Here is a 13331-nt window from a genome sequence, read left to right on the forward strand (position 1 = left end):
AGCTACGGCCCGCAATGCCGTGTTCTACGGGGATAAGGCCATAGACCGATCACCTTGTGGTACGGGCACGTCAGCCCGAATGGCCCAATGGTACGCCAAAGGGAAGCTAAAAATAGGACAGAATTTCGTTCACGAAAGCTATATTGGATCACAATTTATAGGAAGGGTAGAGGCTGAGGCCGCCGTGAAAGGCGTCCCGGCCATTATTCCCAGTATTCAGGGGTGGGCACGGGTCTATGGCCACAATACGATCACAATAGATGATGATGAACCATATGCACAAGGGTTTCAAGTACTTTAATATGAGTAAAAAGACCATAGTAATTGGGGGTGGAATCATTGGACTCTGTTGCGCCTATTATCTGCATAAAGAGGGGCATGAAGTAACGGTGATAGATAAATCGGATATTTCGGATGGCGCTTCCTTCGTGAATGCCGGGTATATTACCCCAAGTCATATCATACCCTTGGCATCACCCGGAATGATTGCCAAAGGCATAAAATGGATGTTCAATGCTGCGAGTCCATTTTATATGAAACCGCGTTTTGACACCGAATTCTTTAAGTGGTCGTGGTATTTTCACAGGGCTTCTACCCATAATAAAGTTGAAAAGGCAATTCCCATTATTAAGGACATAAATATATTGAGTAGGGAGTTGTTCGAAGATATTAAGGCTTCCGGGGATTTGGGGCAATTTCAATTAGAACGTAAAGGGTTACTAATGCTTTATAAGACCGATGCCATGGCCGAAGAGGAAATGCAGGTTGCTGAAAGGGCAAAGCAGTTGGGTTTGGAGGTCGATGTATTGGATAAAAATCAATTGGATGAATTACAGCCCCATGTAAAAATCGATGCCAAAGGGGCAATCCATTATAAGTGCGATGCGCACATGACGCCTACGGAATTTATGCCCAAAATGATTTCGTTTTTAAAGAACGCAGGCGTTACCATAAAGACCAATGAAGAAGTTTTGGACCTAGTCATCTCAAACCAAAAGATACAGCAATTGGTTACTTCCAAAGATACTTATTGCCCTGATGAGGTGGTATTGGCAGCCGGATCATGGAGTGGACAACTTGCCAAAAAAATAAGAATAAACCTTCCTATACAAGCAGGCAAAGGGTATCGAATAAATATGGAAAGGCCTACAGGAATCACCATGCCGGCTATCTTGATGGAAGCTAAAGTGGCGGTTACCCCAATGTTAGGTCTTACCCGTTTTGCAGGCACTATGGAATTTTCAGGAATAAATACGATCATTAGAAAAGAGCGTGTTCGGGCCATTGCCAATGCGGTGAATAAATACTATCCCGAAATTCAAATAAACGCGGAGGAGTTGGCCAATGCACAAAGTGGTATGCGGCCTGTTTCCCCGGATGGTCTCCCTTATATCGGAAGAAGTACTGCCCTAGAGAACCTGACGTTTGCCACGGGCCATGCCATGATGGGTTGGAGTTTGGGTCCGGCTACCGGTAAACTGGTTTCCGAAATTATTGGTCGTAAGGCTACTTCATTGGATGTTTGTCCATTTAACCCATTACGGAAATTCTAGCGTCCCTGGACTATTGGGTTGCCGGTTCTCTATATCACCAAGGAGCATCTAGGGATGCATAAGCACTAAAAACTATTCTTCGCCCTGGATAAGATTGAAGGCCCCTTTGACCAAGAATAAATCGTTCTCACTAAAATCGCCAGCGTTCTGGATCATCGTGTAGCCCTTATAACTACTTCCAACGGTTACTTCCTTTCGTGAAAAATCGTATGTTTCACCCTTTGAGGTATTCAACAGCACATAGTGGAAATCGTCTATGGAAATGATAGCATCATCAGGCAAGGCAAGTTTTTTAATGCTTTCAGTGATTATCTGTGCATCTACGAACATACCGACCGCAAAGTTATGATTTTCGTCATCGAGTAAATGTCCATGTACCTTTACGGTCCTGTTGGTTAAATCGATTGAGGTGCCGACCAAATGGACTTCGGCTTCATAGGTTTCGTCACCCGTCTCAGGGATTTTAAAAATGATTTTTTGGCCTTCCTTGATTTTCAGCACATCTTTTTCGAACACTGAAAGTTCCAGATGTATATGGTCGGTATTAATGATTTCCATAATCTCATCCGCTGGTGAGACATAGGTGCCTTTGCTGATGTTCATTTTCGTAACACTCCCATGTATCGGGGCATACAAAGCGATTTCCGAAGTAATGTTCCCTGCTTCTACAGATGCAATATTTATGTTCAGCATTTGTAATTTTTTCTTCAATCCGTTGTAAAGTGCCATGGTACCCTTGTATTCACTTTCCGCTTTTAAGAAATTCTTTTGGGAAGTGATCTGTTCATCAAACAAGGTTTTCTGGCGCTCAAATTCCGATTTCAAGTAAGTGAGCTGTTCAGAGGCTTCAAGGTATTGTTGTTGCATTTCAACAAACTCAGGATTTTCCAAGGTCGCCAACACTTGGCCTTTTCTAACAAGGTTTCCAATCAATAACGGGGTTTTCAGCACGTATCCCCCCGCAAAGGAACTTATGACAGCCCTGCTTTGTGGGGGCACATCGATCATTCCCGTACTTTGGACCACTGAAGGAAAGGATTGCTCTGTCAACGTACCAAGTTGCATCTGGTCACCATCGAATTGTGCCTTACTAAGTTCAACCGCATTGGCTTCCAACGTTGCGACCGATGTTTCCGTATCTTTATTTGTCGATTCACCGCAGGCCGAAAGTAAAAGGGCGGATAAAAGGAAGAGGGTATATGGTAATGATTTCATGATCTTTATTTTTTTAGTTATTATCACTTAATGTGGTTTTGCAGGTTTTTCGATATTTCCTATTCATAAGGTTAGATGATTCAGTGCAATAACCGTTTGATTATAATTATTGATGTTTTCCAAATAAGATAATGTAATGCGATAGGCATTTTCCAAACTCTGGATGTATTGGAAAAAATCGATTTCCCCATTTAGGTAGCTGATCGAGGCGGTTTTTAAGATTTCATCAGCAAGCCGTTGTCCGTCTCCTTCATAATACCTTAAGGCTTCTTCATATTTCCTAAGTTGCCCCATGAGTTCTTCATACTTTAGGTACAATTGGTTTTTATAGTCCAACGATTCCTCAATGGCCAAATCTTTGGTGATGTTGGCAGCCTTGATTTTTGACGCATTTCCACTGAAGAGCAACGGAATTTTCAAGCCGAGTTGATACCCGTACAATTGCTCGCCCAAGCCGGGATTGGTGCCTTGAAAATAATTTAAACTTATATCGGGTAGTAAATGCTGCTTTTCCAGTCCGCTTTTGGCGCTGTACCATGCATTTCTTTGGTCATATAGGGCTAGCCCTATATTCTGTGAAACCTCTTGAGGTTGTAACTCCAGTTTCCACAGGGGTCGTTCTGCGATATTCAAAGGTTGGTCAAATTGGATTGTCTTTTGAAGCTGTATTTCGGCAATGGCAACATCTTCCCTGGCCTGATTATAAAGGCTTTGGAGTTCTTTCTGTTTGGCCTGTGCCGTTATTTTTTCAAGATAGTTTGATTCACCCAATTCGAACCTGCGTTGGGAGGCAACTGCGAATTTTTGATATATACTGTCCAGATAAGCAAATACTTGCCTTTTCTCGCGTGTATATAACAATTGGAAGTAGGCCGAAGCAACGTCGCGTTCAAGCATCTGTTTTTGCATTTCATATGCGCTTTCCTCCATGCCCAAGTTTGCTTTGTTGACCCGTTTTCCCGCAAAATATACGGTAGGGAACATCAAGTTCTGTTGAATACCATATACCTCTAACGGCTCATTGTTAAAAGCTAGATTATTTTGGTCATAGTGGTAGTATATATCGGTCTTTTCGAAATCAAAGGCACTGCCGACCAAGGCCTTTGATGCCCGTACCTTTAGTTCCGCCGCCTTTAAACCGGCATTATTATCGAATGCCAATACTCTTAGTTCATCAAGATCCAATCCCTTTTCCTGTGCATTAGAATGCATGGTAAAGAGTAAAATCAAAATTGTTAGACCTTGTGTCGACTTCTTTTTAATGTCCTTTTTTAGTTCGACTTTTGAATCGAAGATGGCATATAATACCGGCAATACGATTAAGGTAAGTAGGGTAGCGGTAATAAGTCCGCCAATTACAACGGTTGCCAATGGTCTTTGAACTTCCGCGCCTACATTGGTTGAGATTGCCATGGGTAAAAAGCCCAACGCCGCTGCACTTGCGGTTAATAGTACAGCCCTTAAACGGTCTTTTGTCCCTTGCTTTATACGTGCTTCAATGTCAGTCATACCTTGATGTTTCAATTCCTTGAAATGTTCGATCAATACAATGCCGTTCAAAACAGCGATACCAAATAGCGCAATGAATCCCACACCTGCCGAGATACTAAAAGGCAAATCCCTTAACCATAACAAGAATACACCCCCAACGGCGGCCAAAGGAATTGCGGAATAGATCATCAAGGCGTCCCGGACCGATTCAAAGGCAAAAAAGAGCATAAAGAAAATCAATACCAAAGCTATGGGTACGGCTATTTTCAATCGGTTTTTGGCACTTTGAAGATTTTCGAACTGTCCCCCATAGGTAATCGTATAACCTGTTGGAAGTTTTATGTTCGATTCAATTCTATTTTGAACATCGGTGACTACAGATTGCAAATCGCGATTACGGACATTGATACCTACCACAATGCGTCGTTTGGTATCGTCTCTCGAAATTTTCGCAGCTCCTTTGGTATAGGTGATCAGTGCAAGCTCACTGAGTGGAATCTTGCCTCCCGATGGTAGATCGACATATAGGTTCTTGATATTGTCGATATCCTTCCGGCTCTCCTCATCCAAGCGTAAGGTAAGGTCAAAACGCTTTTCCCCTTCGAAGACATTGCCCAAATTCGTTCCAGCGAATCCCATGGAGAGCACCTTGTTTAGATCATTGATGTTCAATCCGTATCTCGCTACCTTAGTGCGTTGGTATTTTATGTTCATTTGGGGCAATCCTGCAATTTTCTCAACACTGATATCGGCCGCTCCTTCAACATCTTCAACCAATCTTCTGATTTCATTCCCATATTTGTTCAGGACATCGAGATCTTCCCCGAATATCTTTATGGCAATATCAGCCCGTACACCGGTTATAAGTTCATTGAATCGCATTTCAATGGGTTGGGTGAATTCTACCTCCATGCCCGGAATAATACCAAGCGCTTCCTTGAATTTATCGGCAAGTTCGTCTTTGGAATTGGCAGATACCCATTCCTTTTTGGGCTTTAGGGTAATGATAACGTCGGTCTCTTCCATAGACATGGGGTCTGTAGGGACTTCAGCTGCGCCGATCCGAGTGACCACCTGATCTACTTCAGGAAATTGGTCCAATAATATTTTTTCTATCCTTGTCGTAGTCTCTATTGTTTTGCTCAATGAGGTACCGGTCTTAAGGATGGGCTGTATCACAAAATCACCTTCATCCAAAGTAGGTACAAATTCCCCACCCATGGTGGTAAAAAGATATATGGAGAGAGCGAGTAAAAAAGCTGCAATTCCTAAAACCAATTTTTTACTTGCCAATGCCCAATGGATTGTCGGTTCGTACATCAGGTTCAAAAAACGCATTAAGCGAACTGAGATATTCTTATCGGAAATCCTGGTAGGTTTTAAGATCAAGGAAGCGATTACGGGAACATACGTGAAACATAAAAGCATGGCCCCGATCAAGGCAAAACTAAAGGTCAGTGCCATAGGTTTGAACATTTTGCCCTCAACACCGCTTAATGATAAGATGGGAATGAACACGATAAGGATAATGAGTTGCCCGAAGATGGCAGAATTCATCATTTTAGAAGCACTTGTAAAGGTGATTTCATCCTTGGCCAGCATGACGTTCTTAGCGGACATCTTGCTAAGCTCCAGTCTTTTGGAAGTGATTTGGAAAGCAATGAATTCTACGATTATCACAGCCCCATCAATGATGATTCCAAAATCTATGGCACCTAGACTCATTAAATTGGCATCGACGCCAAATATGTACATCAATGAAAGTGCAAACAAAAGACAAAGGGGGATCACCGAAGCAACGACCAATCCGGACCTTAAATTTCCCAAGAGCAGCACAACCACAAATATGACGATCAGACACCCTAGAATAAGGTTCTCTGCCACCGTAAATGTAGTTTTGGCAATCAATTCACTACGTTCCAAAAATGGATTGATATAAACACCTTCCGGTAAGGTCTTCGATATGGACGCAACACGTTCCTTAACGGCCTCTATGACCTTTTTTGAATTCGCATCTTTGAGCATCATGACCTGTCCGAGAACCTTTTCTCCCTCGCCATTACCCGTTATGGCGCCAAAACGCGTAGCACTTCCAAACCCTACTTTGGCAATATTCTTTATATAAATAGGGATACCATCGAGATTCTTGACTACGATATTCTCGATATCGTTCAATGAAGTGATCAAACCTTCGCCCCGTATAAAGTAGGCTTGGTTCGTTTTTTCAATATAACCGCCACCGGCAACCCCATTGTTGTTTTCCAGGGCGTTGAAAACTTCAGCCACGGTAATGTTCATCGCATTCAGTCTTTCTGTATTGATGGCAATTTCGTATTGTTTTAGATAACCACCCCAGGTGTTTACCTCAACCACGCCCGGGATACCGGATAGTTGTCGTTTTACGATCCAATCTTGGATGGTGCGTAATTCCATTGCGGAATATTGGTCCTTATACCCTGGTTTTGTGTCCAGTATGTATTGGTAAATCTCACCAAGACCCGTCGTTATCGGTCCCATTTCAGGGGTGCCAAAACCATCGGGAATCTTTTCGGAGGCCGATTTTATTTTTTCGGCGATTAGCTGCCTTGGTAAATAAGTACCCATGTCGTCCTCAAAAACGATAGTGACCACTGAGAGTCCGAATTTCGAAATGGAACGAATCTCTATAACGCCCGGCAAGTTGGCCATTTCCAATTCTACAGGATAGGTGATGAACTGTTCAATATCCTGCGTTGAAAGGTTTTGTGAAGTTGTTATGACCTGCACTTGGTTATTGGTTACATCAGGAACCGCACCAATGGAAATCTGCGTGAGTGAATAGATTCCGAAAAAGATGATAAAGAAGGTCAGCAAAAGAACAATCAATTTGTTCTTTATACTAAAGCGTATGATTTTTGATAACATGATCCTAGATTAGAAGTGATACAAACATCGACGGAATTCTACCGGAGATGTATTAAATCAATATGGGATTATGCAAGCTGGGGAGGTTGAAAAATATCTGTTTTTTCTAAAAAGACATAATTGTCCAAATACTCGAAATTGGCCGTATAGTCGACATCGGGTGTTGCCGTGTTGACCTGCATCTCGAATTTATGCACCACATAGACCGTAAGGACATGTGAACAGAACGTATTGTTAAAGGGAAGTTTTTCATGCTCCTTTCGTTCTTCTTGATGATCTTGGGTATGTTCTTCCTGTAATTCACCATAATGTTTGGAGAGAAAAACAAAGAAATTGTCCCCGTATTTTTCAGCATGAAATTGGGCATGTTCGAAGAGTTCATCCATATGCGCCAAGTCACCCATATCCAAACGTAAACTTTGGAGGAGGACCACTACTGATAACCCTATGGCAAGAAATTTGGACATATGGCGACAAATATACTCAATATTTGAATTTTTCAGGAAACTACCTATAGATATACCTAATACCGTTATTATTTTTATCTTGTAGAATCAAAATTAAACAGATGAAGCATGCCTTGTTGATTGAACGTTTCTTTTATCTATTAGTGTTGGTTCCTTTGGCTGTTGGCTGTGAACCAATAGGGGGGCAAAAGCAACAAGATACCGCACCACCGAACATCCTCTTTATTCTTTCTGATGACCACACGTCCCAAGCTTGGGGTATTTATGGGGGTATTCTTGCCGATTATGTGCAGAATAATAACATTGATCGTTTGGCAACTGAAGGGATGGTTTTGAACAATGTATTTTGTACCAATAGTATCTGTACACCCAGTCGAGGCAGTATTTTAACGGGTCAGTATAGCCATATTAACCAAGTGTATACGCTTAGTGAACCTTTGCCAAGAAACCACCCTAACATCGCCCGTACATTATCCAATAGTGGGTATCAAACAGCGATTATCGGTAAATGGCATTTGGTCGGAAAACCTGAAGGCTTTGATTATTTTAATGTACTGCCCGGGCAGGGGAGGTATTGGAACCCCATCCTAAAAACGGAAGAAAATTGGATGGATGGTTATGATAGTACAAACGGAAAGGAATATGAGGGTTTTTCCACGGATGTGATTACGGATTTAACGATTGACCATCTTAATAAACGCGATAAGAACAAGCCCTTTTTAATGTTCTGTAATTTCAAGGCGACACATGAACCTTTTGATTACCCGGAAAGATTCAAGGATTTGTATTCGGATGTTGAAATACCTGAACCTGAATCACTACTTGATTTTGATCAAAACAATACGGGACGGACCTTTCACGGCCAAACCTTGGAACGATTAGCGGTACGATGGGACCAAGCCACTAAGCATCCTGATGAATTTTGGACCGATTACCCTGGTTTGCCTTACCCGTTGGATGGATTGGACAGTATTCAAAAACGAAAGAAAATTTACCAAAAACTGGTGAAGGACTTTATGCGTTGCGGGGCTGCCATTAATGACAATATCGGAAGGCTGCTCGATTATCTAGAGGAACAAGGGCTCGCTGAGAATACCGTGGTGGTTTATACGGCCGATCAAGGTTATTTTTTAGGGGAACATGGTTTTTTTGATAAACGATTGATTTATGAGGAATCACTACGGATGCCGTTTGTCATTCGCTATCCCAAAGAAATAAAGGGGGGTCAGCGCTTGGATGATTTTATTTTGAATATTGATTTTGCAGCGCTCTTGGCCGATTACGCAGGAATCGACAAACCAGAATACATACAAGGAGAAAGTTTTCGTGGAAATTTAATGGGCAAAACACCGGCTACCTGGCGTAAACAGATGTATTACAGGTATTGGTTGCATGATCCCGATAGACCCGCCCATTTTGGCATTCGCAACAATAGGTATAAATTGGCCTTATTCTATGGGCAAGATCTAGGCATGAAAGGAACCTCCAAAGAAACGACGCAACCCGCTTGGGAGTTTTATGATCTAAAGAAAGATCCCAAGGAACTACATAATGCCTATGGTGAAAAAGAGTATGCATCGATTATCGCGGAAATGAAATTGCAGATTCTTGAAGAGCGCAAAAAATATGGCGATAGCGACACAGAATATGAGGTCATGAAACCCATACTTGCCAAGGAGTTTTAGTTGATATAGAGCTTTGATATCAGTTGTTGGTCATTGATTTCGTGAAATCTCTAAACCCAGGTTCGGTTTATCCGGATTTTGTTGCAATTTCTCGTTTATTGTAGTAGCTTTTCAGAAGATAAAACCACACCTTCAAAATCAATTAGAATGAAAAAATCAATTCCAGACCAAAAAAAAGACCATCAATCCCCAAAACCCGTTTCACGTAGAAAATTCATAACCAACTCAGCGCTGACCTTGGGCGCGATCAGCATTATTCCCCGGCATGTACTGGGCAAGGGTTTTATCGCACCTAGCGATAAGATCAATATAGGTTTTATTGGTCTTGGCAAGCAAACCAATGGTTTGGCAAATAGCTTTATAAGTAAAACGCAAACCCAGATAGTGGCGGGTTGTGATGTTTGGACCACCAAAACGGAGGCTTTTGTGAATCACGTGGGTAATCTTTATGCCAAAGAAAGAAAGGTTAAGAACTATAATGGAATTACCAGTTATGCCGATTATAAGGAATTACTTTCCCGTTCGGATATCGATGCCGTGGTCATTGCTACCCCCGATCATTGGCATGCCATTCAGGCCATGGACGCCATGCATGCCGGAAAGGACGTGTATTGTGAAAAGCCCTTGACCCATAGGATAACGGAGGGTATGGATTTAGTGAGAACCACTAAAGAAACCGGGAAAATATTACAAACAGGGAGCATGCAACGTTCAACGGAAAATTTCAGGAAAGCCTGTGAATTGGTTCGTAACGGTTATTTAGGTGAAATCATAAAGGTCCTTGTCAATGTTGGGGATCCGGCCGTACCTTATAATATGGAGGAAGAGGCTATTCCCAAAGAACTCGATTGGAACAGCTGGTGTGGACCAGCCCCGCTTTTACCGTACAATCATAGATTGGCGCCGTCCCGTAATGATGTAGATTTTTGGCCAGACTTTAGATTGTTCAGGGAAGTAGGTGGTGGCATCCTTTGTGATTGGGGTGCCCATATGTTCGATATTGCCCAATGGGCATTGGATATGGACGATTCGGGTCCCGTACGGTATATTCCCCCAAAAGACCCTACATCGGTCCGTGGACTTCGCATGTTCTATGCCAATGGAATTGAGATGGTGCATGAGGATTTTGGTAGGGGATGGGGCGTTCGTTTCATCGGCAGTGAGGGCACCATGGATATCAGTAGAAGCTATTTTGAGACCACTCCTGAAAATATCAAAACGGCAGCGTTGAAGGATTCCGATATTAGATTGTACAATTCGAACGATAACCATTATCAAGATTGGCTTGATGCCATTAAAAACAGGACCCAACCTATTTGTGATGTGGAGACCGGCCATCGTTCTGCGTCCATATGTAATATTGCGAATATCGCCTATCAATTAGGACGAAATTTGGAATGGGACCCAGAATTGGAACAGTTTAAAGGGGATGTCGAGGCCAATGCCCTGCGAAGTAGGGTGAATAGGGATTATACCAAATAATGGGATGACTTGTCTATTGAATAGTTATACCTGCTTATTTTTTTAGTGATTCTATCTTGTTCATGGCATTGACCATGGCTTTAAAACATTCCGCTGAGTTTGCTTCATTCTCGGCGGATTTTTTTTGCTCTTCAATAAAATTTGAGGGCGATGACCAGTAGGTCTGCATCATACCAAGATAATGTTTGGCCATTTCTGGAGAGGAATTCATTTTAAGATCATACATCAGCTCCACTTGGGCTGTAGCCACTTCAGGTTTGCGCCATGGACAGGTGATTACATCAAAGCCTTTTGTGGCAAAATAAGCCGCCGTAGGGAATGCCTTTTCATAATGCCAATCGCAGATGACAACAGATTTTGGAATCATATCTAGGGCCCTGGCAGTATTGTTCATAGAAGCTTCCCACATACCGATACCTGTAACGGCCCCATCGATCAAACGATCACCCCAAATCCATAAGCGGGCCCCTCTATTGGCCAAATGGGTATTGATTTTGACCAATTCACCAGCAAATAAGGCAGCAGGATCCATTCCTTTACAACGTGGACAATTTTCATCGGCCAAATAGAATACCTCATCCATACCGGCATGAAAGGCATTGGCTTCAAAAACATCCAAGATTTCATCCATCAGATCAAAGACCACTTCATGTACATCGGGGTGCAATGGACAATAACTCTTGCAATATAGCCCATCATCATTGGGCCAAACATAATTCTCAGGAAGTGCAATATGTGGTGTTTCATCAAATTCAGGATACACTTCCAATAACTTGGTATGTTCTGAATGCCAGCTTTGGTGACCCAATAAATTTACTTGAGGTATTATATTGATATTTAATTCCTTACATACGTTTACCAATTGTTTTACTTGAGACTTGGTCAATGGATTTTCACCCCGTAGTTCGGGTCGGGATTCATAGGCGTAATTATAATCGACCCTTAAAACCAGTGTATTGATCCCATTCGGTGCCAGTTCTTTTTTTATAAAATCGACAAATTCCCCGACTTTATCCGAAGAGGGTGCAGAAATACAAAATCCTTTGATTTCAAATGCACTTTGTGCATGAATATACATTGCGGAAAGGAGAAGCAAGGATGATAAAATGATGCGTTTCATAGGGTTTCGGATTTATTCTAAAAATACCAAAAAGAAATTTAATTTTCTTCAATTCGGACAATTGTTAGCTGAGCCAAAACTTATTTTTTACAATTTTAGTGAGAACCCCCTTTTTTGTAGCCACCCAGTGAAAATTACAACCAATAATGCGAAACAAAATGAACTTAACAAACCGATAACACCGGTGTTAAGAATGTCCGGTAATTCAATACCCGTTAGGGTGCGAATAGGGTAGGTGAAATAGGGAATCAGATAGCAGGTTAATGTAGCTGTGCCCGCAGGAATAATGATCTTTGCCCAAGAACGTTGTTTTTTAATATCGACTATAAAATAGAAAACTACAAAGGATAAAAATCCGATACCCGTACAAACTAGTAACCATGAAGGAGTACCGGGCACTTTTGATATGCCCCAAAGATGACGCGTTATTAATCCGGCTGCAATATTCAAACACCCCAATACACCCAAGAATGTCAATGCCCTTGTTCTGTTCAGTTTGGAAATCTTTTGAAATAGGAGGGAAGCTACGACCCCTGCTGCCGTGAAGGCGGGAATGGTTCCTGAAACCCATGTTGAAAAATAAGATAAAGACCTTGGGAATTGATGCAACAATCCCTGGGCATCCGCAATGGATAGTACATTGAATAGCAACCATAAGGAAACTATAACAACCAATCTGCCTTTGCTGAACAGAAATGCCAAGGCATTTATTGAGTAAGCCCAACCGATTAACCCTAGAATTCCCCACCAGTGTGGTGCCATCTCTTCATCCCCAGTAGTGCCACCCTTATAAAGGAGGGCCAAACCTAGGAGTAGCGCCCATCCCAACATTTTTAAATAGTTATGCCATTTATTGGGGATTGGACTTTTTTTCCATTGCATCCATACCAAGGATACGGCCAAAGCCATTAGAAAACACCACATTGCCTTCCCCAAGCCAAGGGTTTCATGATGCGTCTCATAATTTACCATGAATACCCCAATGATCAAAAGGGATAAAGACCTAATGATGATGTGCTTGGCAATGATTATTCGGGGCTCTTTCTTTACCATTCTGTTTTGAATGGCAAAGGGAATACTTAACCCTACAATAAATAGGAATAAAGGGAAAATGATATCTGAAAAACCTAAATAGTCTTCATTCGGTTTTGCGTGCATTAACCATTTTGGAATATCAGTGAGCGTCCAAAAGTCGTTCACCCAAATCATAAGCAACATGGTCATGGCCCTTAAAACATCGATAGAGGCTATTCGTATCGTTTTATGTGGCGCTTTGGTCAATTGGACAAGGCCTTGGAAATTGCCGCTTCAGCCAATGGCGCCATTACTTCATAACCCAACTTGGTAGGGTGTACTTCGTCATGGGCATACTTTTTTGGCATGCCGTCACGTTGATCGGCCATAACAGAGAAAT

The 13331-nt window shown here is 42.1% G+C and carries 9 protein-coding genes; 4 read left to right on the plus strand and 5 right to left on the minus strand.

Annotated elements, in window-relative coordinates; all coding sequences use genetic code 11:
• A partial coding sequence (locus WBM98_RS14815) for a proline racemase family protein (RefSeq protein ID WP_424366803.1) occupies nucleotides 1–301 on the plus strand: 301 nt, incomplete at its 5' end.
• 1 nt (nucleotide 302) lies between these two features.
• A complete protein-coding gene (locus WBM98_RS14820; RefSeq protein ID WP_424366804.1) occupies nucleotides 303–1553 on the plus strand; it encodes an NAD(P)/FAD-dependent oxidoreductase in 1251 nt (416 codons plus the stop codon).
• 72 nt (nucleotides 1554–1625) lie between these two features.
• Here the strand turns inward: WBM98_RS14820 and WBM98_RS14825 are convergent, their stop codons facing one another.
• The 3 genes from WBM98_RS14825 to WBM98_RS14835 form a co-directional block, all read right to left on the minus strand.
• Nucleotides 1626–2768: an efflux RND transporter periplasmic adaptor subunit gene (locus WBM98_RS14825; RefSeq protein ID WP_424366805.1), complete on the minus strand. Its 1143-nt coding sequence runs from the start codon at nucleotides 2766–2768 to the stop codon at nucleotides 1626–1628.
• Between the two features lie 63 nt (nucleotides 2769–2831).
• Nucleotides 2832–7163, minus strand: a complete 4332-nt coding sequence (locus WBM98_RS14830) for a CusA/CzcA family heavy metal efflux RND transporter (protein WP_424366806.1) — start codon at nucleotides 7161–7163, stop codon at nucleotides 2832–2834.
• Nucleotides 7164–7231: 68 nt separating this feature from the next.
• The gene (locus WBM98_RS14835; RefSeq protein WP_424366807.1) at nucleotides 7232–7630 is read right to left on the minus strand and encodes a hypothetical protein; all 399 of its coding nucleotides are present in this window, start codon (nucleotides 7628–7630) and stop codon (nucleotides 7232–7234) included.
• 101 nt (nucleotides 7631–7731) lie between these two features.
• Here WBM98_RS14835 and WBM98_RS14840 point away from each other — a divergent pair, with 101 nt between their 5' ends.
• On the plus strand, nucleotides 7732–9315 hold the full coding sequence (locus WBM98_RS14840; protein WP_424366808.1) for a sulfatase family protein: 1584 nt from the start codon (nucleotides 7732–7734) through the stop codon (nucleotides 9313–9315).
• Nucleotides 9316–9462: 147 nt separating this feature from the next.
• A complete protein-coding gene (locus WBM98_RS14845; protein ID WP_424366809.1) occupies nucleotides 9463–10797 on the plus strand; it encodes a Gfo/Idh/MocA family protein in 1335 nt (444 codons plus the stop codon).
• Nucleotides 10798–10831: 34 nt separating this feature from the next.
• Here WBM98_RS14845 and WBM98_RS14850 read toward each other — a convergent pair whose 3' ends face one another.
• Together WBM98_RS14850 and WBM98_RS14855 are read right to left on the minus strand one after the other, a co-directional pair.
• Entirely contained in the window at nucleotides 10832–11917 is a 1086-nt protein-coding gene (locus WBM98_RS14850) for a family 20 glycosylhydrolase (RefSeq protein WP_424366810.1), read from the minus strand.
• An 87-nt stretch (nucleotides 11918–12004) separates the two neighbouring features.
• The gene (locus WBM98_RS14855) at nucleotides 12005–13198 is read right to left on the minus strand and encodes a heparan-alpha-glucosaminide N-acetyltransferase domain-containing protein (RefSeq protein WP_424366811.1); all 1194 of its coding nucleotides are present in this window, start codon (nucleotides 13196–13198) and stop codon (nucleotides 12005–12007) included.
• Between the last annotated feature and the right edge of the window lie 133 nt (nucleotides 13199–13331).

This window comes from Maribacter sp. (genome assembly GCF_049667165.1).
Taxonomy (GTDB): domain Bacteria; phylum Bacteroidota; class Bacteroidia; order Flavobacteriales; family Flavobacteriaceae; genus Maribacter_A.